Raw genomic sequence first — 22,231 nt, forward strand, 5'->3', positions numbered from 1 at the left:
TTGTGCACGTGGAGCCCCAGACGCCGCAGGCAGACCCCGCCCCCGCACACCCCCCGCTGGACGCGCTCGCCGTCCACCCTCTGCTGAACCGCGACTACGAGTCCCGCCCCGCGGTCTTCTACGAGAAGCTCCGCGAGGAGTACGGTCCCGTCGCGCCGGTGGACGTCCTCGGCGTCCCGGCATGGCTCGTCATCGGCTACGCGCAGACGCTCGACATCCTGCGCGACACGCGCGGCGTCTGGAGCAGGCGGGTCGAGAGCTGGCACCGGTACCGGGACGGCGCGGTCCCGGCGGACTGGCCGATGCTGCCCGTGGTGGAGTCCGGCAACTCGGCGTTCCGCGACGGCGCCGACTCCACCCGGCTGCGCAGCGCCTGGAGCGAGGGCCTGCGCCCCTTCCAGGACCGCACCCGGCCGGAGGCCAAGGCGCTGGAGCAGGCCGTCCGCCGGCACGCCGACGAGCTGATCACGGTGCTGTCGGAGAACGGCGGCCCGGCCGGCCTGGCCGACCTGTCCGCCCAGTACGCGCGGCCGCTGCCGCTGATGGTGATCGGGCGGCTGCTCGGCACCGGCGCGGACGGCGACGACGAGCTGATCATCGACCTGTGGCGGGTCATGGACGCCGGCCCGGAGGCGAAGGAGGCCGCGGAGCGGCTGACCGCCAGGGTCGCCGACGTGTGCGCCGCGCGGGCGGCCTCCCCCGGCGCCGACCTGCCGTCCTACATGCTGGCCGCGGTCCCGGACCTGACCGCCGACGAGCTGACCAAGGAGATGGCGATGATGACGGGCCTCGTCGGCGACGTGACGGGGAACCTGATCTGCAACACCATCACCGAGGTGCTGATCGGCGCGACGGGGGCCCGCGACAGCATGTCCGCCGGGATGATCCAGGAGGCGATCAACCGGGCGTCGGCCGCGAACCCGCCGATGGCCAACCTGTCGTTCCGGTGGGCCAAGTCCGACGTCCGCCTCGGCCGGTTCCAGATCGCGGCCGGCGACGCGGTCATGGTGTCGCCCGCCGCCGCGCACCTGGACCCGGCGTTCACCGCGTCCACCACGCCGGACTCCATCTACAGCTCCCGCGCCCACCTGGCCTGGAGCGCGGGGCCGCACGCCTGCCTCGGCCGCGACCTCGCCACCACGATCACGACGATCGCGGTGGAGCGGCTGTTCGACCGGTTCTCCGCGCTGCGGCTCGCGCTGCCCGCCGACCAGCTGCCGTGGCGCTCGTCCCCGCTGATGCGGGGGCTGCGGTCGCTGCCGGTCAACTACGAGCTCGCCGGGGACCCGCCGGAGCCGCGGCCCGCCGCGCCCGCCGAGGCCGCGGCGGCGCCCGCGGAGAAGGCGGCGGACGAGGGCGGGGCGAACACGCTGGCGCGGCGCGTCCTGCGCCTGATGCGGCTGTCGTAGGCCCGCCGGGCGGCGGCCTCCGCAAGATCGGCCGCATGTTTGGACCCGGCGGCCCGGGAACGTTCCCCCGGGAGGCGCGCAGGGAGGACGAACGATGCCAGAGATGAGCGGCAAGCACGGGCCGAAGGCCGACGACGAGATCGCCCGGGAGACCCACGGCATGGTCAGCGGCGGCCATTCCACGCACGCCGAGGAGTTCAAGGAGCCCGAGCCGTTCTCCGACGACGCCCCCGACGACCCGACGCGGGCGGTCGCCGGGGACCGCGAGGGCTCGCCCCCCGGGATGAGCGCGCAGGGCGTCGAGGGCCGCAGCGCCCTCGCCCGGATGCTGGCCGGGGCCCGCTACCCGGCCCGGCCGAACGAGCTGATCCGGCACGCCGCCGAGGGCGGCGCCCCCGACGACGCCGTCGAGCAGCTGCGGACGCTGCCGAAGCGCGAGTACGAGAACGTCGCGGACGTCGCCGAGGAGCTCGGCTACGGCCGGGAGGAGCGCCGCTACTGACCGGCGCGCCGGCCGGCCCGGCGTTCGCGGAGCAGCGGGATCTGGCCGCCGGCGGCGACCAGGTCCCGCTGGCGTCCCGACAGCCGGTGCCGCGCCCGGTACGTCTCGTCCCTGGTGGTGTTGCGGACGTCGATCCCGTTCCCGGCCCGCAACGCGTCCCGGACGTTCGCGACACGCAGGACGTCGCCCTGCCGGACGCGGTCGTAGTCGGCCCCGTCGGCGAATTCGAGGGGCAGGATCCCGAAGTTGACGAGGTTCTGCCAGTGGATCCGCGCGTAGCCGCGGGCCAGGACGAGCCGCAGCCCGAGGTACCGCGGCGCGATCGCGGCGTGCTCGCGGGACGAGCCCTGCCCGTAGTTGCGGCCGCCGACGACGGCGTGCGGCCCGGCCTCCCTGGCCCGTTCCGGGTAGCCCTCGTCGAGCCGGACGAAGGCGAAGTCGGCCAGCCTCGCGATGTCGCTGCGGAACGGCAGGGCCCGCGCGCCCGCCTGGAGGATCTCGTCGGTGGACACGTCGTCGCCGACCTTGATGGCGACGGGGATCTCGAACTCGTCCGGGAGCGGGTCCAGCTCGGGCAGGACGCCGATGCTGGGGGCCTTGTCCAGGCCGACGCGGCGCGCCTCGTCCGCGGGCGGCGGCGCTTCGAGCATCGCGGTGTTGACGCTGGACCTCTCGGGGAGCCGGACGGCCGGCGCCGCCATGCCGAGGTCGCGCGGGTCGGTGATCCGGCCGGTGAGGGCGGCGGCCGCGGCCGTCTCGGGCGAGCACAGCCAGACCAGGTCGTCCTTGGTGCCGGAGCGTCCGGGGAAGTTGCGGGGGACGGTCCGCAGGCTGTTGCGGCCGATCGCGGGCGCCTGCCCCATGCCGATGCAGCCCATGCAGCCCGTCTGGTGGATGCGGGCGCCGGCCTGCACGAGGTCGGTCGTAGCGCCCATCCGGGTGAGGTCGACGAGGATCTGCCGGGACGTCGGGTTCACGTCCAGCGACACCCGCGGGTGCGCCTGCCGTCCCCGCACGATCGCCGCGACGGACGCGAAGTCGCGCAGCCCCGGGTTCGCCGACGACCCGACGACGACCTGGTGGACCTCCTCCCCCGCGACGTCCCGCACCGGGACGACGTCGCCGGGCGAGCCCGGGCGGGCGATGAGCGGCACCAGCTCGGAAAGGTCGATCTCCTCGGTGACGTCGTAGGACGCGCCGGGGTCGGCGGTGATCTCGGTGAAGTCGTCCTCGCGCCCCTCCGCGCGCAGGAACTCCAGGACCCGCTCGTCGGAGGGGAACACCGTCGTCGTCGCGCCCAGCTCGGCGCCCATGTTGGCGATGACGTGCCGGTCCATCGCGGTGAGCGAGGCCAGCCCGGGGCCGTGGTACTCGATGATCCGGTTGACGCCGCCGCGCACCCCGTGCCGCCGCAGCATCTCCAGGATCACGTCCTTGGCGCTCACCCACGGCGGCGTTTCGCCCGTCAGCCGGACGCCCCAGATCTCCGGCATCGTCACGTGCAGCGGCTCCCCCGCCATCGCCATCGCGACCTCCAGCCCGCCGACGCCGATCGCGAGCATGCCGAGCGACCCGGCCGCGCACGTGTGCGAGTCGGAGCCGGCCATCGTGGCGCCCGGCACGCCGAACCGCTGCATGTGCGTCGGGTGCGACACGCCGTTTCCGGGCTTGGAGTACCAGAGCCCGTACCGGCGGGCGGCGGACCGCAGGAAGATGTGGTCGGCCATGTTGCGCTCGTCGGCCTGGAGGAGGTTGTGGTCGACGTACTGGACGGACACGTCCGTCCGGACGCGGTCCAGGTCGAGCGCCTCCAGCTCCAGCATCACCATCGTGCCGGTCGCGTCCTGGGTGAGGGTCTGGTCGACGCGGATCCCGATCTCGGCGCCGGGCGTCGTCTCGCCGCTCACCAGATGAGACGCGATCAGCTTGCGGGCGACGTTCCGTCCCTCCGTGCCGCCGGCCATGGTCAGCTCCTCCCCTGCGGGCCGTGCCCGGGGCCGCCGTGCCCCGGGACCGGTCCGGCGCGGCTCGTGGGCGGCCCGGTCGGCGGCCTGCCCGCACCAGTGGTTCAGTGCGTCGCGGATCTCGGCGGCGCGCCGGTCCGGAGCGGTCTCGTCCGTGGCCCACGCGATGTAGCCGTCCGGGCGCACCAGCGCGGTCGTGCGGGTCGCGCCGCCGGCCACGGCGCAGTGCACCCGGCCCGGCCACCGCTTGCTCGCCAGGTAGCTGACGGCCGGGTCGTTCGCCGCGACGACCAGCACGAACATCCCGTCACCGAGCAGTTCCGACAGCCGGCCCGGGGCGCCCGAGAGCGGGACGTCCGGGGCGCGCCGCCCGGCCAGCCGGTGCGATCCGCGCGGCGCCGGGTAGGCGATGCCGATGCCGGAGACGGCCCCCGCCGCCCGCCGCGCGACCGGCCGGACGCGCGTCGCCGCCCACGCCGCGGCGCCGCGCGCCGCGCGCAGCCAGCGCGGCTCGGCGAGCGCGAACCGCAGCAGCGCGCCGCTGCCGCGCAGCACCTGCCGCCCGACCGGATGCCGCTCCTCGTGGTAGCTGTCGAGCAGCCACGACGGCGCCCAGCCCCACAGCTCGGCGGCCAGTTTCCAGCCGAGGTTCGCCGCGTCCTGAATGCCGGTGTTCATGCCCTGCCCGCCCGCCGGGGAGTGGACGTGCGCGGCGTCCCCGGCGAGGAACACCCGGCCCGTCCGGTACCGGGGGACCTGCCGCTCGTCGCTGTGGAACCGGGACGTCCAGCGGGGGTCGCGCAGGCCGTGGTCGGTGCCGAGCGCGCGGCGGACCACGTCCCGCAGCTCGGCCAGGTCGACGGGTTCGGAGTCGGGCGCCTGGTGCCGGCGGTTCCAGGCGATCACCCGGTACCAGCCGTCGCCGAACGGCGCGACGAACGCGAACGCGTCGCCGGCCGCGCCGACGGTCAGGACGTCGGCGGGCGCCTCGTCCAGCCGGACGTCCGCGAGCATCACCGACCGCACCGCCGCCTTGCCGGGGAACGGCAGCCCGAGCTCCCGCCGGACGGTGCTGCGGACCCCGTCCGCGCCCACCACGTAGGACGCGCGGCGCGTCACGGTCTCGCCGGAGGCCGTCCGGACGTCGACGTCCACGCCCGCGGCGTCCTGGCGGAGCCCGACGGCCTCGGCGCCGTGCACGATCTCCGCGCCGGCCGCGAGCGCCCGCTCCCGCAGCACGCGCTCCGTCTCGTACTGCGGCGTGACGAGGACGAACGGGAACCGGCCGGGCAGCCGGGAGAGGTCGAGGGACGCCGAGCCGAGCAGCCGCAGCGCGCCGACCCGCTCGCCCGTCGCGACCAGTTCGGCGGCGAGGCCGCGCGCGTCCAGCATCTCCAGCGTGCGGGCGTGCACGGCGAACGCCCGCGTCAGGTCGGTCGTCTCCGCGGCGCGGCGTTCCAGCACCGTGCAGCCGATGCCCGCCGCGGCGAGGTCTCCCGCCAGCAGGAGCCCCGTCGGGCCCGCCCCCACGATCAGCACGTTCCCGGTGGGCCTCCCGGTGGGCGCCATCACGCTCCCCTCTCGACCGGCGGCCGGCGGCCCGGCCCCCGCCCAGGGAACACTTCCCCGGAAGCGCGCGTCCTCACGCGGCCGGGAGGCCCGATGCGGCGGGGGTTTCAGCCCTGGACGCGGCGCTCCCGCCCGGCCCACTCCCGCTCGCGGAGCTGGAACTTCTGGATCTTCCCGGTGGACGTCTTCGGCAGCTCGGTCACGAACTCCACCGAGTCGGGCGCCTTGTACCGGGCGAGGCTCGTCCGGACGTGCTCGACCAGTTCCGTCCCGGTGACGGCGTGCCCGTCGCGGAGCACGACGAACGCCTTGGGGCGCTCGCCCCACTCGTCGTCCGGCACCGCGACGACGGCGACCTCCAGGACGGCGGGATGCGAGTCGATGGCCCGCTCGACCTCGACCGTCGAGATGTTCTCTCCGCCGGAGATGATGATGTCCTTGGACCGGTCGCGCAGCTCGACGTAGCCGTCCGGGTGGCGGACGCCGAGGTCGCCGGAGTGGAACCAGCCGCCCCGGAACGCCTTCGCGGTGGCCTCCTCGTCCCGGTGGTAGCCCTTCATCACGTTGTTGCCGCGCATGACGATCTCGCCGAGCGTCTCCCCGTCGGCCGGGACGTCGGCCATGTCGTCGTCGACGACGCGGAGCCCGTCCGTCTGGATCATGCCGACGCCCTGCCGGGCCAGCAGCCGGGCGCGGTCGCCGGCTGCCAGCTCCGGCCAGCCGGGCTGCGGCTCGCACACCGAGTACGGCCCGTACGTCTCGGTCAGCCCGTAGACGTGCACGATGCCCGCGCCGAGCCGCTCCATCTGCCCGATGACCGTCGGGCTGGGCGGCGCGCCCGCCGTCGTCACCGTCAGCGGGTGCTCCAGCGGATGCGCCTCCGCCGCGTTCGCGATCGTCACCAGCACGGTCGGCGCGCCGTTGAGGTGCGTGACGCCCTCGGTGTCGATGAGCCGCCAGATCTCCGCGGCGGCGACGGCGCGCAGGCACACCTGCGTCCCGCCGATCGCGGCGAGCGCCCACGGCGTGCACCAGCCGTTGCAGTGGAACATCGGCAGCGTCCACAGGTAGACGCTGGCGGGGGTGTGCCGCGAGTGCACGACCTCGCCGAGCGCGTTCAGGTAGGCGCCGCGGTGCGTGTAGACGACGCCCTTGGGACGTCCCGTGGTGCCGGACGTGTAGTTGATCGAGATGGCGGCGTTCTCGTCCTGGACGCCCCAGGGCAGCGGGTCGTCCGAGCCGCGCGCCAGGAGTTCGCCGTAGGAGATGCCGCCGACCGCCGGGTCGCCGTCCACGCCCGCCGCCGGGACCGTGACGACCTGGGGAAGGGTGTCGGCGATCGGCGCGACGGACGGGTGCAGGGCCGCGTCCACGACCAGCGCCTTCGCGCCGGAATGGTCGAGGATGTAGCGGATCTCCGCCGGCGCGAGCCGCGTGTTGATCGCGACGAGGACGGCCCCGGCCAGCGGCACGGCGAAGTGGGCCGCGAGCAGCTCGGGCACGTTCGGCGCCAGGTAGGCGACGCGGTCCCCGGGCTCGATCCCGGACGCCCTCAGCGCGTGCGCCAGCCGCGTCGCCTCGGCCGCGAACTCGGCGTACGTGGCGCGGCGGTCCCCGTGGACGTAGGCGGTCTTGCCGGGGAACACCTCCGCCGACCTGCCGAGGAACGCGAGCGGGGTGAGCGCCGTGTAGCCCGGGCCGTTGTCCATCGGGAGCCTCCGGTGCCGTCGGTTGTGGCCTGCGGGTCAAGGATCCCACGCACCCGCCCCCGCGGCGGGGAGCCGGCCGCGGGGCGTGCCGCGACCTTTGCCGGGCCCGTCAGCCTTCCGCGTTGCGGGTCAGGATGGACACGGCCTTCACGGTCGCGTAGCCGCGCCATTCCAGTTCCGCGGCGGGCGAGTAGGAGGCGAAGTCGACGCGCCATCCGCCGTCGTCCTGCTGCTGGTCTTCGAGACGGCGCAGCTCGGCGCGCACGGCCTCCTCCTTGAACAGCGCCCTCGCCGGACGCCCCGGGTAGGGCGCGAAATCGAGCGGCCGCATCATCTCGTCCTCCAGCCCGCCCTGGACGTGGACGAGGCCGCTCTCCGGGATGTGCTCGCCGAGCAGCGCGATCGCCTCGGTGTCGTGGACGGCGTCGGCCAGCCACAACGCGAACGCCAACTCCAAGGCGTGCAGATCGTCCTTCGCGCGCAGGGCGTCGAGGCAGTAGCGGGTGGCACGGTCGAGCCAGGGGTGCCCGGCGACCGCCTTGTCGTGGACGGCAACGCGCTGCGCCATCGCCGCGACGACCGCGGTGATCTGCAGCGACGACGTCTCCGGGTCGGCGCCGGCCCAGAACGGCGCGCACCCGGCGGGGTCGGGGACGTGCAGCCCGAACGGCAGGCCGCCGTCCGGCAGCGTCACCGACTCCAGCCAGTCGCAGAGCGCGGCGGCCTCCGGGGCCGTGGCGGGGGCCAGCTCCTCGAAGACCTCGAACGCGTGCAGCGCGGGGCCCGGCTGGCTCGTCCGCGACCGCAGATCGGGTTCGAGGCCGTGGCCGTAGCCGCCGTCGGGGTTCCGGTGGGCGTTGAGGGCGGCGAGGAGCGCGTCGCGGTCGCCGCCGCCGGTCAGCAGTTCGAAGCGCCGCCGGTCGAGCGGCCGCGCGTGCGTGGCCATGAAGTCCGATGCCTTGGTGAGGTCCATGGCTCCAGCCTGGCCGCCGGCTCCGCGCCCGTCTTGCAGGTTTCGGCCATCACCAGGTAAGGAACAGCTCCGCGGGCGACCGGTGGATCAGGCTCGGCAGCATCTCCACCGGCCCTTCGAGCCGCAGCCCCGGCAGCTCCCGGGAGAGGACCTCCAGCGTGGCGCGGACCTGCTCGCGGGCGAGCTGCGCACCCGGGCAGGCGTGCACGCCGTGCCCGAACGCCAGGTGCCGTGCGGGCGCGCGGGTGATGTCGAACTCGTCGGGGCGCGGACCGCCGCGGACGCCGGTCAGCCCGCCCGCAGCGCGAGGCCCAGCGCGCGGAACTGCTCCACCGGGCGGTGGTAGCCGCGCTCGATGTGGTGCACGCCCCTGAGCGTGGACGGCCCTTCCGCGACCGCCGCCGCCAGGACCGCCGAGAACCCGGCCCGGATGTCGGGCATGGTCACGTCCCCGCCCCGGAGCTTGCTCACGCCGCGCACGACCGCCGAGTGCAGCGCCGCCGTGTCGTGGTACCGGCAGGCCGGGCCGCCCAGGCAGGTGTCGTAGACCTCGATCTCCGCGCCCATGCTCTGCAGCGCCGGCACGTACGCGAGCCGGTTCTCGTACACGGTCTCGTGCAGCACCGACATGCCCTCGGCCTGCGTGAAGAGGACCATGAGGGGCGTCTGCCAGTCCGTCGCGAACCCCGGGTGGGTGTCGGTCTGGACCGCCGCCGGACGCAGCCCGCCCGGCGCCGACGCCATGATCCAGTCGTCGGTGATCTCGAACTCGGCGCCCATCCGGGTCAGCGTCGTGATCGCGGTGACGAGCCGGTCCTGCGGGCACCCGTGCACCCGCACCTCTCCCCCGGTGACGAGCCCCGCCACCAGGTAGGAGAACGCCTCGATGCGGTCGCCGTCCAGCCGCGTCTGCGCGCCGCTCAGCCGCTCGACGCCCTCCACCACGATCCGCCGGTCGGGGGCGAACGAGATGCGCGCCCCCATCCGCTGCAGGAACAGCGCCAGCTCGATGATCTCCGGCTCCGTCGCCGCGTTCCGGATGACGGTCTTGCCCTGGGCCCGCACGGCCGCCAGCAGGACGGTCTCCGTCGCGCCGACGCTCGGGTACGGCAGCTCGATGCGCGCGCCCACCAGCCGCGACGCCCGCGCGTGGATCCCGTCGGCCGCATAGGTCATCTCGGCCCCGAAGGCCCGCAGGGCGTCCACGTGGAAGTCGACGGGCCGCCGGCCGATCGGGTCGCCCCCGACCAGCGGCACGAACGCCTCGCCCGCGAGGTGCAGCAGCGGCCCCAGCATCAGGATGGGGATGCGGTTCAGCCCGGTGAACGCCTTGCCGACGCTCGGGTCCGCCACCGGGCCCGGCACGACCGTCACCTCGCCGCCGGACCGCTCCACGGTCGTCCCGACGTGTTCCAGCATCCCCGCCGTGATGCCGACCTCGCCGACGTCCGGCGCGTTGCCGATGGTGCTCGGCCCGTCCCCCAGCATCGCCGCGACCATGTGCTTGCTGACCGCGTTCTTCGCTCCCCGCACGGTGACGTCCCCGCGCAGCGGCCCCGACGGCTCGATCTGCCAAAGCTTCTCAGTCACCCGAGCAGCCTACGGCGTCCCGCCGACCACCTTCCGAATTCACCGCAACCCAGGCATCCGCTCCCTGCGGACGACCTCCGCCCAGACGCAGGTCTCCGCCTCCCCGCGCCGCACGCCCCACCGCTCCGCCACCGCCTCGACGATCATCAGCCCGCGCCCGCACTCCTCCCCGGACCCGGCCTCCCGGACCGCCGGCTCCCCTCCCCCGCCATCACCGACCTCCACCCGGACGTACGCGTCGTTCCCGGTCAGCAGCAGGGTGATCCGCTCCCCCGCCCCGTGCGCGACCGCGTTCGTGCCCAGCTCACTCGTGATCAGCCGCACGTCCTCCGCATCGATCCCTTCCAACTCCAGGGCCCCGTCCACGTACCGGCGCAGCAACGCCACGGACGACGCGTCCCGATCCACCGTCAGCGCCCCGAGCACCACCATGGCCGCCATCTCGTCCTCCCATGTCCGACACTTCGCGAATTCGCCGCATCACGCTCCGTGAAGCGGCCAGCGCCAGCATGGATAAACGAGCCCGATCAAGCCCTCCGATCCCCCGACAACGGGAATTCCCCGCCCGGGAATTTTCCGATCTTGACGTTCACCCCCGCCCGCCGGCCGATCAATACAGAATGAAATCGGACGGCCACGGAGGGAGAGAACCAATGCCTGGTGAACCGCCCCCGGACGTGCGCACCGTGCGCCTCGGGCTCGAACTGCGCCACATCCGACTCGAACAGAACCTCACTTTGCAGAAGGCCCACGAACTCCTCAGACGCTCCGTCTCCTCGATCAGCCGCATCGAGAAAGGCCAGGTCAAACTCCCCGAACGCGACCTACCGCCCATCCTGGACGCCTACGGCATCACCGACCCCACCCGCCGCGCCGCCCTGCTCGCCCTCACACGGGCCTCCAGCAAGCACGCCTGGTGGCAGAACTACGGCAAGGACATGGCGGCACTGAAAGACGTCATCAGCCTGGAGAACGAGACAACTTCCATCCGGACCTTCGAGTCCCTGTTCATACCTGGGTTGCTACAGACGAGTCATTACGCGGCCGCGCTCTTCGCTGCGAATGCAACCCGACTTCCCAGCCACAGGATCCAGCGGGCGACCAAGATCCGGATGCGGCGGCAGGAAATCCTGCATCGCCCGGATCCGCCCGCCTTCAACGCGATCATGTTGGAGGGCGCCCTACGGCAAATGGTCGGCGGCCCGGCAGTGATGGCAGAGCAACTGCACCACCTCGCGACGATGGCGGAGCTGGCTCACATTGATCTGCGCATCCTTCCGTTCAGCGCCGGGGCGCACCCTGCGGGCAGCAGCTTCACCGTTGTCTTCGCCCCGACTCTGGGAGGTGACATCGTCCACACCGACCAGGCTTCCGGAGGCCTTTTCGCCGACGACGCCCGGATCGTCCAGCGTTATATCGTGGAGTTCGAGGCCCTTCGTTCGATCGCGCTCGACGGCGACGCGACCGCAGCGCTGATCAGGCGATTGGCGGCCGACCTGCAGCCCCCGCTAAAGGAAGGACGGCCATGACCGCAAAAGTTCGCCACTCTCCGTGCTGGCGCAAGAGCAGCTACAGCACGAGCGGTGAGAACGACACGATGTGCGTCGAGGTCGCGGCTACGAACGCCTCAACCATCGCCGCCCGCGACTCCAAGGATCCGGACGGCCCCGCGCTCCACTTCACTTCCGACGAGTGGACGACCTTCCTCGCCCGCATCAAGCGGGGCACGGTCCGCTGAGGCTGATCAGACGGCCAGCGGCTCGGCGCGCGTGGCGCTCGTCGCCATGTTGATCTACGGGATTGTGTTTTCGCGCGCTCTGGTGGGCGGCGCGAGAGATTCCGACGATGGCGGCACCCACCCCACCCCTGGGAGCCCCCATGCGCCTGAGGATCAGGCAAGGGATCTGGGCCGCCGTCGCGGCCGCAGCCCTGGCAACGACCTCCCTGTCCGTCGTCCACGCCGCCGTCCCGCCGCCGACCACCGCCCCGCTCGCCAAGTACGACATCAGCTCCACCTACGTCAGCGGGGTGTCGTCCGGCGGCTTCATGGCCAACCAACTCCATGTCGCCTACTCGTCGCTGTTCCAGGAACCGGCATCTTCTCCGCAGGCGCCTACGACTGCGCGCAGAACAGCCTGAGCACCGCGCTCAACGCCTGTATGGCGACCTACCTGCCCCGCAAAACACCGGCCCAGCTCGAACAGCTGACTCGCGACCGCGCCTCGGCAGGCACCGTCGACCCGGTCGCGAACCTGTCCGGCGACCCGGTGTGGCTGTACCACGGCACGTCCGACACCACCGTCGCCGAGGACGTCAACGACGACCTGGCCACCTACTACCGCGACCTGGGCGCCGACGTCGTCTACGACCACGACTCGGCGGCCGGGCATGCCTGGGTCAGCCCGATCGGCCCCGGCTCCTGCTCGGTCACCCAGTCGCCCTGGATCAACAACTGCGGCGGCGACCCCGTCGGCGACATGCTGACCCACCTGTTCGGGACGGTGCGGCCCGCCGCCTCGTCCCTGACCGGGCGGCTGATCCAGTTCGACCAGAACGACTACGTCCCCGGTGGGAACGCCACCTCCGTCAGCATGGGCAACGAAGGGTTCGCCTACGTCCCGCAATCCTGCGAGCAGTCGTCCTGCAAGCTGATGGTCGCGCTGCACGGTTGCTACCAGTACTACGGCAACATCGGCGACACCTTCATGGACAAGGCGTATCTGAACGAGTACGCCGACACCAACGGCATGATCGTCCTGTACCCGCAGGCCACCGCGTCCGGGCTGAGCAACCCGCGCGGCTGCTGGGACTGGTGGGGCTACCAGTCCGCCCAGTACCCGCTCAAGACCGGCCCGCAGATGACGGCCGTCGTCAACATGGCCAAGGCCATGAGCGGCGGCACCAGCACGCCGCCGCCGACCACACCCACGCCCACACCGACCCCGACTCCGGCGTGTGTGACCGCGTCCAACTACGCGCACACCACCGCCGGACGAGCGCACCAGTCCATGGGTTACGCCTACGCCAACGGCTCCGACCAGAACCTGGGGCTGTGGAACCTCTACACCACCAGCACCATCAAGGAGACCGATCCCGGTTACTGGGTGAAGTGCTGACCTGAAGGTCTGATGGGGCCTTGCCTGCCGGGAGAGTCGACGGGCAAGGCCCTTCTCCCAGCACCGGACGGGCATCGAACTGGTCGGTCCTGCGAGCCTCGGCACGGACAGGCACCATAAGGGCGGGTCCGTCCGCGCCGTGCTATCCCTGGGGACGGCGTCCCTCAGGCTCGGCGCGCAGGACGGGCGCGAACGATGCCGAGTGGTCGTGCCCGTTCGCGCAGGTCCGGTGCGTCTCGGCGAGGAGCGCCCGCGGCGGGACGCCGGTGAGCCGGACGCACTCGCGCGTGAGGTGCGGCTGGTCGGCGTAGCCCACGCGGCGGGCGAGCAGCGCGAGCCCGACGGCCGTCGGCGCGCGGCCCTGGGCGATCGCCTGCTGGACGAGCGCGAGAAAACCCTGGAAGCGCAGGATCCGGTGCAGCACCTTCGGCGCGAGCCCCACCGCCGTCCGGCAGCGGCGCCGCAACTGCGTCTCGGAGATGTGCAGGGACGCGCTCAGCGACATCACATCGGACGTCCGCCACGGCATGAGGCCGCGCACCGCCTCGGACACGAGCCGATCAGGGGGCGTTCCGGCGCGCTCGCGCACGTGGAACTGCACGGCGGCGAGCGCCTCTCCGGGCGAGGCCGCCGCGGCGACCACATCGCCGAGCGCCGCGGCCGAGCGGCCCCACAGTTCGTCGGCGTCGAGGACGAGCCCTGCCATCTCCGCCGCCGACCGCCCCGCGATCACCGGGAAGGCGCCCGGCAAGAAGCGCACGCCGACCACGGTGGTCCCCGGCGCGAGCACCTCGACCAGCGGCTCGGTGAGCGGGCCGATCACCTGCGGCGCCGATCCGACCCTGCAGACGAGTTCGGCGGCGCCGTTGGGGATGCGCCGGTGAACGTACGGCGCGGCATCGCCGCCGACCTGCTGCACCCAGACCGAGGACACGAGCCCGCGCAGCGCCGGGACGGGCGCACGCTCGACATGGCTCTGCCCACTGGCGGCAGGCGCGGAGAACGCTTCGCCGGTCACGCGCCCCAGTGTGCCCGCCCCCGGTGGCCCACCGCGAGAAGGACGCCCGGTTTGTTCAAGAACGCGCGGCGGGCCCGGCCCTACGGTTCAGCCATGTTCAGCAACCCGCCCCCGTACCCGACGGGGCCATCAGCACTCGCCACACGGCAGTACTCCATACCGGCCATCAGTACGGTCGGCTTCGACGCACGCAGGTCCGGTCAGGCGCCGCCGACCGCTCTCCCGCACCGCCGGGACGACGAGTCCGTGATCGATGCCTGCAACCCCGCGTCCCGTCCAGCACCCCGGCACCACGACATCGACACGCGAGTCCAGCGAACGGGGGACGACCGGTGAGCGCGTCCGTTCAAGGCGAGCTCTGGAGCAGTGATCCGCGGGCTTGGGCCGAGGTCGCGGAGGGCCGCATCCGTCCGCTGTACGAGCGCGTGCTCGGGCGCCTTCGTCTTCTCCCCGGGACGCGGCTCCTCGACGCGGGCTGCGGAGCGGGCCTGTTCGCCGAGCTGGCCGCCCAGGGCGGCGCGGACGTCACCGGGCTGGACGCGGCCCCGGGACTCATCGAGTACGCGCGCCGCCGCCGTCCGGCAGCGCGCTACATCACCGGCGACCTCGCGCGGATGCCGTTCGAGGACGCCGCCTTCGACGTCGTCACCGCGTTCAACTCCGCGCTCTACGCCGCCGACCCGCGCCGTGCGCTCGCCGAGATGGCGCGCGTCACCGCTCCCTCCGGCCGGGCGGTCGTGACGGTGGGCGCCGGTCCCGAACAGGCCGAGAGCGCGGCGCTGATCAACCCGCTCGCCCCGCGCGGCCACGTGCCCGACCTCGGCGCCCTCGACCTCGCCGACGCGGACGCGACCCGCGGCGCGCTGCTCGAAGCCGGTTACGCATCCGTGGCGACGGCCGACATCACCTTCGACGTCGTCTTCGAGGACGAGGACGAGGCGGTCGCCGCCCAGTTGCCGGCCGGACCGGTCACCGCGGCGGTCCGGCACTCCGGCCGCGCGACCGTCGAATCGGCACTGCGGTCCTTCTTCGCGCCGCGGACACGCGCCGACGGAACCGTGCGCATGGGCCTCCTCTTCCGCTGCTATCTAGCGGAACGAGCCCCCTGACCGAGAAACCCGCCGCAACGCGGTGGCCAACCGCCACGCCCTGCCGCCGGGGCAATCGCGTGGAGGCGGCGCAGCGGTGTGCGCGCATCATGGGCCAGTGCCAAGAGCGTCTCACCGAGCTTCGAAGGGTTCTCCCGTGATGCTGTTCGCAGTGACCATCGACTGCCCCGACCCCACCAGCCTGGCTCGCTTCTACCAGCAGTTCCTCGGTGGCGACCGCTATTCCGGCAATGACGATTTCACGGCCCTGACGATCGGGGGCGGCGTCCGGCTCGACTTTCAGCGCGTCGCCAACCCGCGTCCCGCCCGATGGCCCGACCCGGCCGCACCGCGCAGGGTCCACCTCGACTTCAGCGTCGACGACCTGGACGCGGCGGAGCAACGCGTTCTGCGCGCCGGCGCCGAACTCGCGGAGCACCAGCCAGGCGGCCACCGATTCCGCGTCTTCATCGACCCGGCCGGCCACCCCTTCTGCCTCGCCGACGCCAGGACGGCCGCCCTCCGGGACGAACCCGCGTAGGGCTGGGCCGCCGACACCTGCTCCCCCGACGACCTCGCGCGAGCACCATGGCATCCGGCAATCCGCGTGGGGCCAATGCGATATCACGGCCGGGGACGAGGCGGTTTCTAGACGCCTATACGTCCCGAAACAACCGCAACAAGCCGAGCACGAACGGTGTCCAGTACGTCTCCGCCATCGCTCTACGCTTATACGCGATCGTCTGAATAGGTCTCGTGGTTGCCGCATTCCGACGTGATCTCGGCCGTCGACTGCGCCGCGGCGAAGAAGTCTTCGGCCAGCGGCGAGGTGCGCGATGCCGCCATCGCGAGGCACACCTGGTCGGGCGCGAGTTCGGGGATGGGCACGTAGCTGATGTCCGGACGTGAGTAGAACAGCGTCTCCGAGCGTCCCACGAACGAGATGCCTCGGCCGGCCGCGACGTGCTCGAGTTTTTCCTCCACGCCGCGCACGCGGACCCCGGAGTCGGGATGCGGGCGCCTGGTGGGCTGTGTGCTCGGACCGGCATGCCAGACCAGCGGCTCACCGGCCAGGTCGACCTCGGTGACCTCCTCCTTGCCGGCCAGCCGGTGGCCCGCGGGCAGCACCACCATGAGCGGCTCGGTGTACAGCGGGATCACGCGCAGGCCGGTCTCGTCGATGGGCAGCCGCACATAGCCGACGTCGATGCGGCCGTCGAGCAGCATCGGGGCCTGGTCGTCCCATTCGATCCGCTGCACGTCCACGACCACGTCCGGATGCCGGGCCTCGAACGCCCGGGCCGCCGGGATGACCGGGATGCCGGTCCGGAAGCCGACCGCCAGCCGCCGGCCGCCGCGCGCGGCCACGGCCACCCGGCGGCGGACCGCGTCCGCGGAGGCCAGCAGTGGGCCGGCGTCGGCCAGCAACTGCCTGCCGGCGTCGGTCAGCGCCACGCCGTGGCTGTCCCTTGTCAGCAGCGGGGTGCCGAGATCCTTTTCCAGCGCGCGGATCTGCCGGCTGAGCACCGGCTGCGCGATGTGCAGCTCGTCGGCGGCGCGGCCGAAGTGCAGCCTGTCGGCGACGGCGACGAAATAGCGCACCTTGCGCAGGTCCAGATCCATGAAGCCTCCCGGTCCGGCGATGCCTCCAGGGTATCGCAGCGGCTGAAAGAGGTATCGGATACCGACCCACCCACGGGAATGGCACAAGGGGCACAACCGGTTGGCACCAGGCACAGCGTCTTATTCAGTTCCAGAAAGAAGGCAGACCAATGAGTAGCGTCAGCATTATCGGCCTGGGCGGCATGGCCCACGCCATAGCCGCACGCGCGGTCGCCGGCGGCAACGCCGTCGAGATCATCGGCCGCGACGCGGCCAAGGCGAAGGACCTGGCCGCGACGCTCGGCGGCGGGGCCACGGTCGGGACATTCGGCGCCGTCCCGGTTGGCGACATCGTCGTCTTGGCCGTGCCATACGCCGGCGCCGTGCCGGTCGTCGCCCAGTACGGGGACGCGCTGGCCGGCAAGTTCATCATCGACATCTCCAACACGTTCAACGCCGACGCCACCGGGGTCGTCACCCCTGAAGGCACGTCCGGTGCGCAGGAGATCGCCAAAGCAGTCCCGGAGAGTGCGCACGTGGTGAAGGCGTTCAACACGGTCTTCGGTCACGTGCTGGCCCAGGGGCGTCCGTTGGACGTGTTCTTCGCCGGAGACGACGCGCGGGCCAAGGCCGACGTGTCGGCGTTCATCGAGAGCCTCGGGCTGCGCCCGCTCGACGTCGGCGGCCTGGAGATGGCCCGCTGGCTGGAAGGGGTCGGGCCGCTGCTGATGGGCCTGGCCCGCAACGGCGCGGGGACCTTCGACATCGCCCTCGGCGTCAGCATTCCCAGCTGAGCGCACCCGAGCCACCACTTCTCGCACCACATCATTGACAAGGAGCAGTAGCGTGCGCGTTTTCGTCGCCGGCGGAACCGGCCATTCCGGTTCGTACATCGTTCCCGAGCTCGTCGCCGCCGGGCACGAGGTCACCGGCCTGGCCCGGTCGGACACGGCCGCGGCGACGCTGTCCGCGCTCGGCGCGAAGGTGCGTCGCGGCGACCTCGAGGATCTCGACGGACTCACGGAGGCGGCCGCCGATTCCGACGGCGTCATCCACGTCGCGCAGAGGCAGGAACTGCTTCCGTCCGGCGGGATCGACGCCGTGGCCGCCGCAGAACTCCCGATCATGCTCGCGTACGGCGAGGCACTCGCGGGAACCGGAAAGCCGCTGGTCGCGGCGGGGAGCATCGGCTCGACCGGGAACCTGGGCCGGCCGGCCACCGAGGAGGACCCGGCCCTTCCCGGCGGCGACGAGCACAAGGGCACCCTGCGCATCCGCAACGACGTGGAAACCGCCGTAGTCCGCCTCGCCGAGCGCGGAGTGCGATCCTCGGTCGTGCGGATCGCCAACATCGCGCACAGCACGACCGATCGCGCCGGCTTCCTCGTGCAGCTGATCGCGCTCGCGAAGGAGAAGGGCTTCGTCGGCTACCCCGGAGACGGCGCGAACGTGTGGAACGCCGTGCACGCTCGCGATGTCGCCTCCCTGTTCCGCTTGGCGCTGGAGAAGGGACCGGCCGGCAGATACTGGCACGCGGTCGGGGACGGCGCCATCCCGCTCCGCGAGATCGCCGAGGCCATCGGCAGCCGTCTGGGCCTGCCCGCCATGAGCGTTCCCGCGGACGTACTGATGGTGCCGGGCTACTTCGGGTTCCTCGCGAACATCGTCACGCAGAGCTACCCTGCGTCCAATCTCATCACCCGCCGGACCCTCGGCTGGGAACCCGCCCAGCCCGGCTTGCTCGCCGATTTGGACAACGGCCATTACTTCCCCACAGGCTGACAGCGAGGGTCCCCCTCGCCACGAGTCCGGCAAATAACAAAGATACGGCTCTTCTGAAGGACGCGGAGAATATGACGACTGTGGGATTCATCGGAAGCGGACACATCGGCAGTACCATCGCGCGGCTCGCCATCGAGGCCGGGCACCAGGTCGTGCTCAGCAACTCGCGCGGTCCCGAAACGCTCGCGGACACGGTCGCGGAATTGGGGCCCCGGGCGTCCGCGGCGACGAGCGGGGAGGCCGCCGCGGCCGGTGACATCGTCGTGGTCTCGGTGCCGGTCAAGGCGTTCCCCGACCTGCCCGCCAAGCCACTGGTAGGGAAGACGGTCATCGACACCTGCAACTACGGCCCGGAACGCGACGGGCACATCCCCGAACTCGACGGCACGTCGCTCACTTCGAGCGAACTGCTGCTGCGATACATCCCGGACGCCTTGGTCGTGAAAGCGTTCAACAACATCTTCTACAAGCACCTGCTGTCACTCGCCCGCCCGGCGGGAGCGGCCGACCGCTCGTACCTGCCGATCGCCGGGGACTCCGCGCACGCGAAGACGGCGGTGACCGAATTCATCGAATCCCTCGGCTACAGCGTCGTGGACGCGGGGCCGCTGGCCGACAGTTGGCGGCAGGCGACGGGCACGCCGGTCTGGGGGACCCCGTACGGGCCGTTCTCGAACGAGAAGGGCGAGCCGGTCGACGAGCACGCCATCCGCGCAGCACTGGCCACCGCAACCCGGTAACCGCAAGTCGACGCGGCCCGCGGCAGGCCCCGGAATCTCGCTGCCCTGCCCGTCACGCGGTCGCGGGCTCCGGCGCCTCCGCCCTCGGGTCAGCAGGTGGTGGCGGCGGGCTTGCCGGCGAAGCGGTCGGACAGGAAGGTCACCACGTCGTTGTTGCGGACGACGGCCTCCAGCGCGTGCTCGCCGATGGCGTCCCGGACGGTCTGAACGGTCGCGCCCTTCGAGCACCATGCCTTGACGAGGGCGTCCGCCTGCCCGACGGGCACGATCTCGTCGGTGTTCGCGTGGTAGTTGAAGACCGGTGCGGCGGGCGCGTCCGAGCCCATGGTGTTCTTCTTCAGCATCGCCGCCACCGACGGCACCGACAGCGGATCGGGGACGGTGCTGTAATCGGCGAGCTTCTTGAACGGGAACCCGGTCAGCAGGTCGGTCACGCATTTGTTGCGCGCGTCCGCCATCGCCTGCCGTCCCTTGTCGTTGAGCAGATTCTGGATGCCCGCTTCCGGGAACTCGGTGTCGAGGCTGACGGTGGCGGCCGCTTCGAATCCGGAGAAGAGGCCGCCGTCCAGGGATCGGGCCACCGCACCCGGGTCGGCGGGGGTGCCGCCCATGGTGACACCCGCGAGTTTCACGTCGGGCGCGTAGGACGGCTGGAGTTCCGCGGCCCATCCGGTGGCCTGGGCGCCGCCGGAGTAGCCGTTCAGCGCCCACTGGTCGCCGGTTCCGACTCCGCCCGTGCCGAAGTTCTTCACCGCGCGGATGCCGTCGAGGACGGCGTGGCCTGCCTGCGGCCCCGCCATGAACACCGATTTCGGCCCTTCGAAGTCGGGCATGGCGACAGCCCAGCCTTTGTCGAGGAGCGGGGCGGCGAACAGGACGGACGACGCGGCGACGAGGGACCCCGAGGAGATCCCGTAGGACGGGGCGCACTGCGTCCCGGTGGAGTCCTCTGCCGCCTGCACCGACACGGCGGGACGTCCGCCGCCGCCGGTCCACGCCTTCCTCGGGACGAGAAGCGTGGTGACCGTCAGCTCGGCGCGGTCGTGCGAGTCGTTCGTCCGGTAGGAGATCTGCCAGGCGTCGGCGGTGTCGGCCAGGTCTCCGGCCTTCGGGGTGATCTTACGGCTCGCGACGACTTGGCCCGGAGCGTAGGTGCCGATGTTGCCGGGCGCGGAGTAGAACGGGTCCTGGTCCGGCGGCACCGACCCGGCGGGCGGATCGTCCGCCCAGGCGGGGGCGGCGGCGGTCAGCGCGGCGGCAGTGATGATCGCCAGCAGGGACGGGACCACGGCGAGTCTCATCGGTCACTCCGGGGGTGGGTGGCAGGGGACCCCCCTGACTGTGACTCGTCGCGCCTCATGTTGATATGCGGCGATCTCAACAACCCGCCGCGGCCGGATCGCCTTCCGCTGACAATCCCACGGCGCGGCCCGTCCGCGCCATCAGCCGAGAACGGACGCGCCCCAGCAAAAAGCCCAGCAGCTGCGCGTCACCGAAGATCTCCAGCCCGCCGACCGGACGCCTCCGGCAAACAAGCAAGCAGCAGCTCGGCCGACGGCCTTCTCATGGGCGCGCCGCCACGCGATCGCGTCGCCGGCGAGCTCGATGAGCCACTCGGCCGAAGTGTCGGTCGCATGCAGGTGAACAGTACGGCCGGGCCCGAGCAGCTCCCGCTGCTCGGGCCTGATGTCGAACAGCATGGGCAGCGAACCGAGTTCCATCCACTCGCCCAGCGCGTCCGCCGCTACGTCGCCCGGAACGGTGAACTCCCGGCCCAGGGCCAACGTCGCGTCAGCCCGGTGGATGAGGGTCTCATCGGCGAACCGACACACGTAGAAGGACGCCGCCACGCCCAGCCATTGACGTCCGGCCCGGTCTCGCACAGCGCAGCGGCCAGCAGCGCGGCCCCGTCCCGGAGCCATGGCCACTGGACGACGGTGTCCTCGTCGGCGAAGGCGGAAAGGCAACAGAAGCGCTCGTCGGACGTGGACGAAGCGGCCCGCGTCCGGACGATCTCTTCGGCCTAGCGCTGCCCCTCCGAGGTGCCGCAGCACCTGGCCGTCAGGCCGACAGCTCGACGGGTCCGCTCGGATGGTGACCGCACCGGTGCAAATGTGTGGGTTGGCACCGGTGCGGCCATACGCCCGACCGAGGTCGAGCGGACCAATCCTGCCGCACCGCACGTTGCACGAGCGTTGCGTCCTCGGCGCTGCACCGACCCGTAGGCTCTCTGCCCCGTATCCTCTCGGACATGATCGCTCCAGGCCCGGATTGGGAACGGCGGATGGCCGATCTCTGGGCCGCCTTCGACGACCATGAGCCCGCAAGCTTCCTCGCCAAGGTCAAAGAACTGACCGGGGAACTGCCGGCCGGTAACCCGGTCGCCGAGTACGAACTGGGCTCGGCATACGACTCGATCGGCGAGGAGGCGAAGGCCGCCGCCCACTACAGGAGCGCGTTCGCCGCCGGCTTGGACGGGGAGCGCCGCCGTCCGGCCACGATCCAGTTCGCGAGCACTCTCCGCAATCTCGGACAGGCGGAGGAGAGCATGGCCCTGCTGACCGCCGAACGCGACACCGTTTCGGACGAACTCGACGACGCCGTCACCGCGTTCCTGGCCCTCGCCCTCACCGATCTCGGACGCGAACGAGAGGCCGCCGGCCTTGCGCTCCAGGCCCTCTCACGCCACCTGCCGCGCTACAACCGCTCCCTCGCCAACTATGCGAAGACTCTGATGGAGCAGTAGAGCAAGCCCGCTTCCGCAGACGATCGCCAGCGCACCGACAACACCACCGCCATCCCTGGCGATCGCACCTCGGTCACGTCCACCGAGAGCGCACAAACGCGAAGAAGTCGCCCTCGATGAGCGACTGTCTCCCAGTCCTCACCACCGGCATGACGGCCGAATACCAGCCAGCTTAATCAACTCGCTGGGACGTTCGTCCATTTCGATGTCATCCAGCGCGGGCCAGCCCGCGCCGACACCCCCGAAGTAAATGCCATTAAATGAGAAAGGGCCCCGCCGTGTCGGCGGGGCCCTTTCTGCAATATGAGTCCGGCGGTGTCCTACTCTCCCACACAGTCTCCCATGCAGTACCATCGGCGCTGAAGGGCTTAACTTCCGGGTTCGGGATGGGACCGGGTGTTTCCCCCTCGCCAAAACCACCGA

22 protein-coding genes and 1 rRNA gene are annotated in these 22,231 nt (G+C 71.9%); 12 read left to right on the plus strand and 11 right to left on the minus strand.

What is annotated here, in order from left to right; translation table 11 throughout:
* Positions 1–8 precede the first annotated feature (8 nt).
* Entirely contained in the window at positions 9–1,409 is a 1,401-nt protein-coding gene (locus ACA511_RS39740) for a cytochrome P450 (protein WP_375029919.1), read from the plus strand.
* A gap of 94 nt (positions 1,410–1,503) precedes the next feature.
* The gene (locus tag ACA511_RS39745) at positions 1,504–1,911 is read left to right on the plus strand and encodes a DUF2795 domain-containing protein (protein ID WP_375029920.1); all 408 of its coding nucleotides are present in this window, start codon (positions 1,504–1,506) and stop codon (positions 1,909–1,911) included.
* Here the strand turns inward: ACA511_RS39745 and ACA511_RS39750 are convergent.
* From ACA511_RS39750 to ACA511_RS39775, 6 genes are all read right to left on the minus strand, one after another.
* On the minus strand, positions 1,905–5,444 hold the full coding sequence (locus ACA511_RS39750) for an aconitate hydratase (protein ID WP_375029921.1): 3,540 nt from the start codon (positions 5,442–5,444) through the stop codon (positions 1,905–1,907). The genes ACA511_RS39745 and ACA511_RS39750 overlap by 7 nt on opposite strands.
* A 107-nt stretch (positions 5,445–5,551) precedes the next feature.
* Positions 5,552–7,153, minus strand: coding sequence for an acyl--CoA ligase family protein (locus ACA511_RS39755; RefSeq protein WP_375029922.1), 1,602 nt, complete (start codon positions 7,151–7,153; stop codon positions 5,552–5,554).
* Between the two features lie 109 nt (positions 7,154–7,262).
* Entirely contained in the window at positions 7,263–8,126 is an 864-nt protein-coding gene (locus ACA511_RS39760; RefSeq protein ID WP_375029923.1) for a hypothetical protein, read from the minus strand.
* Between the two features lie 49 nt (positions 8,127–8,175).
* Positions 8,176–8,334 carry a hypothetical protein gene (locus ACA511_RS39765; RefSeq protein ID WP_375029924.1) on the minus strand — a complete coding sequence of 53 codons (159 nt, stop codon included), beginning with the start codon at positions 8,332–8,334 and terminating at the stop codon, positions 8,176–8,178.
* A gap of 80 nt (positions 8,335–8,414) precedes the next feature.
* Positions 8,415–9,716, minus strand: a complete 1,302-nt coding sequence (murA, locus tag ACA511_RS39770) for a UDP-N-acetylglucosamine 1-carboxyvinyltransferase (RefSeq protein ID WP_375029925.1) — start codon at positions 9,714–9,716, stop codon at positions 8,415–8,417.
* 39 nt (positions 9,717–9,755) lie between these two features.
* Entirely contained in the window at positions 9,756–10,157 is a 402-nt protein-coding gene (locus tag ACA511_RS39775) for an ATP-binding protein (RefSeq protein ID WP_375029926.1), read from the minus strand.
* 212 nt (positions 10,158–10,369) lie between these two features.
* Here ACA511_RS39775 and ACA511_RS39780 point away from each other — a divergent pair, with 212 nt between their 5' ends.
* The 4 genes from ACA511_RS39780 to ACA511_RS39795 all read left to right on the plus strand — a co-directional run bounded on the left by ACA511_RS39780 (position 10,370) and on the right by ACA511_RS39795 (position 12,832).
* Positions 10,370–11,245 carry a helix-turn-helix domain-containing protein gene (locus ACA511_RS39780; protein ID WP_375029927.1) on the plus strand — a complete coding sequence of 292 codons (876 nt, stop codon included), beginning with the start codon at positions 10,370–10,372 and terminating at the stop codon, positions 11,243–11,245.
* The gene (locus ACA511_RS39785) at positions 11,242–11,454 is read left to right on the plus strand and encodes a DUF397 domain-containing protein (RefSeq protein WP_375029928.1); all 213 of its coding nucleotides are present in this window, start codon (positions 11,242–11,244) and stop codon (positions 11,452–11,454) included. The genes ACA511_RS39780 and ACA511_RS39785 overlap by 4 nt, the downstream gene beginning before the upstream one ends.
* Before the next feature lie 140 nt (positions 11,455–11,594).
* Positions 11,595–11,855 carry a hypothetical protein gene (locus ACA511_RS39790; RefSeq protein WP_375029929.1) on the plus strand — a complete coding sequence of 87 codons (261 nt, stop codon included), beginning with the start codon at positions 11,595–11,597 and terminating at the stop codon, positions 11,853–11,855.
* 20 nt (positions 11,856–11,875) lie between these two features.
* Positions 11,876–12,832, plus strand: coding sequence for a PHB depolymerase family esterase (locus ACA511_RS39795; RefSeq protein ID WP_375029930.1), 957 nt, complete (start codon positions 11,876–11,878; stop codon positions 12,830–12,832).
* A gap of 142 nt (positions 12,833–12,974) precedes the next feature.
* On the opposite strand, the gene ACA511_RS39800 is transcribed toward ACA511_RS39795, so the two are convergent.
* Positions 12,975–13,850: a DUF6597 domain-containing transcriptional factor gene (locus tag ACA511_RS39800; RefSeq protein WP_375029931.1), complete on the minus strand. Its 876-nt coding sequence runs from the start codon at positions 13,848–13,850 to the stop codon at positions 12,975–12,977.
* Positions 13,851–14,182: 332 nt separating this feature from the next.
* On the opposite strand from ACA511_RS39800, the gene ACA511_RS39805 reads away from it, so the two are divergent.
* Both ACA511_RS39805 and ACA511_RS39810 read left to right on the plus strand, forming a co-directional pair.
* A complete protein-coding gene (locus ACA511_RS39805; protein WP_375029932.1) occupies positions 14,183–14,959 on the plus strand; it encodes a class I SAM-dependent methyltransferase in 777 nt (258 codons plus the stop codon).
* A gap of 139 nt (positions 14,960–15,098) precedes the next feature.
* The gene (locus ACA511_RS39810) at positions 15,099–15,479 is read left to right on the plus strand and encodes a VOC family protein (RefSeq protein ID WP_375029933.1); all 381 of its coding nucleotides are present in this window, start codon (positions 15,099–15,101) and stop codon (positions 15,477–15,479) included.
* A 188-nt stretch (positions 15,480–15,667) separates the two neighbouring features.
* On the opposite strand, the gene ACA511_RS39815 is transcribed toward ACA511_RS39810, so the two are convergent.
* Positions 15,668–16,561, minus strand: coding sequence for a LysR family transcriptional regulator (locus tag ACA511_RS39815; RefSeq protein WP_375029934.1), 894 nt, complete (start codon positions 16,559–16,561; stop codon positions 15,668–15,670).
* A gap of 149 nt (positions 16,562–16,710) precedes the next feature.
* Here ACA511_RS39815 and ACA511_RS39820 point away from each other — a divergent pair, with 149 nt between their 5' ends.
* From ACA511_RS39820 to ACA511_RS39830, 3 genes are all read left to right on the plus strand, one after another.
* Complete coding sequence (locus ACA511_RS39820) at positions 16,711–17,334, plus strand: NADPH-dependent F420 reductase (RefSeq protein ID WP_375029935.1); 624 nt, start codon at positions 16,711–16,713, stop codon at positions 17,332–17,334.
* A gap of 52 nt (positions 17,335–17,386) precedes the next feature.
* On the plus strand, positions 17,387–18,322 hold the full coding sequence (locus ACA511_RS39825; RefSeq protein ID WP_375029936.1) for an SDR family oxidoreductase: 936 nt from the start codon (positions 17,387–17,389) through the stop codon (positions 18,320–18,322).
* A gap of 71 nt (positions 18,323–18,393) precedes the next feature.
* Entirely contained in the window at positions 18,394–19,062 is a 669-nt protein-coding gene (locus ACA511_RS39830; protein WP_375029937.1) for an NADPH-dependent F420 reductase, read from the plus strand.
* A gap of 89 nt (positions 19,063–19,151) precedes the next feature.
* Here ACA511_RS39830 and ACA511_RS39835 read toward each other — a convergent pair whose 3' ends face one another.
* Positions 19,152–20,363, minus strand: a complete 1,212-nt coding sequence (locus ACA511_RS39835) for a lipase family protein (protein WP_375029938.1) — start codon at positions 20,361–20,363, stop codon at positions 19,152–19,154.
* Between the two features lie 141 nt (positions 20,364–20,504).
* On the minus strand, positions 20,505–20,912 hold the full coding sequence (locus ACA511_RS39840; RefSeq protein WP_375029939.1) for a hypothetical protein: 408 nt from the start codon (positions 20,910–20,912) through the stop codon (positions 20,505–20,507).
* A 434-nt stretch (positions 20,913–21,346) separates the two neighbouring features.
* On the opposite strand from ACA511_RS39840, the gene ACA511_RS39845 reads away from it, so the two are divergent.
* Complete coding sequence (locus ACA511_RS39845) at positions 21,347–21,808, plus strand: tetratricopeptide repeat protein (RefSeq protein ID WP_375029940.1); 462 nt, start codon at positions 21,347–21,349, stop codon at positions 21,806–21,808.
* 307 nt (positions 21,809–22,115) lie between these two features.
* Here ACA511_RS39845 and rrf read toward each other — a convergent pair.
* Positions 22,116–22,231 (minus strand): 5S ribosomal RNA (rrf, locus tag ACA511_RS39850).

Origin of the sequence: Actinomadura sp. GTD37, from assembly GCF_041951365.1 — a bacterium.
In the GTDB taxonomy this organism is placed as follows: Bacteria; Actinomycetota; Actinomycetes; order Streptosporangiales; family Streptosporangiaceae; genus Spirillospora.

Excerpts from the sequence above, each read along its gene's own strand:
- ACA511_RS39795 (WP_375029930.1), top strand. The coding sequence starts at position 11,876 with ATGGCGACCTACCTGCCCCGCAAAACACCGGCCCAGCTCGAACAGCTG.
- ACA511_RS39755 (WP_375029922.1), bottom strand. The coding sequence starts at position 7,153 with ATGGACAACGGCCCGGGCTACACGGCGCTCACCCCGCTCGCGTTCCTC.
- ACA511_RS39820 (WP_375029935.1), top strand. The coding sequence starts at position 16,711 with ATGAGTAGCGTCAGCATTATCGGCCTGGGCGGCATGGCCCACGCCATA.
- ACA511_RS39810 (WP_375029933.1), top strand. The coding sequence starts at position 15,099 with ATGCTGTTCGCAGTGACCATCGACTGCCCCGACCCCACCAGCCTGGCT.
- ACA511_RS39750 (WP_375029921.1), bottom strand. The coding sequence starts at position 5,444 with ATGGCGCCCACCGGGAGGCCCACCGGGAACGTGCTGATCGTGGGGGCG.
- ACA511_RS39790 (WP_375029929.1), top strand. The coding sequence starts at position 11,595 with ATGCGCCTGAGGATCAGGCAAGGGATCTGGGCCGCCGTCGCGGCCGCA.
- ACA511_RS39760 (WP_375029923.1), bottom strand. The coding sequence starts at position 8,126 with ATGGACCTCACCAAGGCATCGGACTTCATGGCCACGCACGCGCGGCCG.
- ACA511_RS39780 (WP_375029927.1), top strand. The coding sequence starts at position 10,370 with ATGCCTGGTGAACCGCCCCCGGACGTGCGCACCGTGCGCCTCGGGCTC.
- ACA511_RS39830 (WP_375029937.1), top strand. The coding sequence starts at position 18,394 with ATGACGACTGTGGGATTCATCGGAAGCGGACACATCGGCAGTACCATC.
- ACA511_RS39775 (WP_375029926.1), bottom strand. The coding sequence starts at position 10,157 with ATGGCGGCCATGGTGGTGCTCGGGGCGCTGACGGTGGATCGGGACGCG.
- ACA511_RS39785 (WP_375029928.1), top strand. The coding sequence starts at position 11,242 with ATGACCGCAAAAGTTCGCCACTCTCCGTGCTGGCGCAAGAGCAGCTAC.
- ACA511_RS39845 (WP_375029940.1), top strand. The coding sequence starts at position 21,347 with ATGGCCGATCTCTGGGCCGCCTTCGACGACCATGAGCCCGCAAGCTTC.
- ACA511_RS39815 (WP_375029934.1), bottom strand. The coding sequence starts at position 16,561 with ATGGATCTGGACCTGCGCAAGGTGCGCTATTTCGTCGCCGTCGCCGAC.
- ACA511_RS39745 (WP_375029920.1), top strand. The coding sequence starts at position 1,504 with ATGCCAGAGATGAGCGGCAAGCACGGGCCGAAGGCCGACGACGAGATC.
- ACA511_RS39835 (WP_375029938.1), bottom strand. The coding sequence starts at position 20,363 with ATGAGACTCGCCGTGGTCCCGTCCCTGCTGGCGATCATCACTGCCGCC.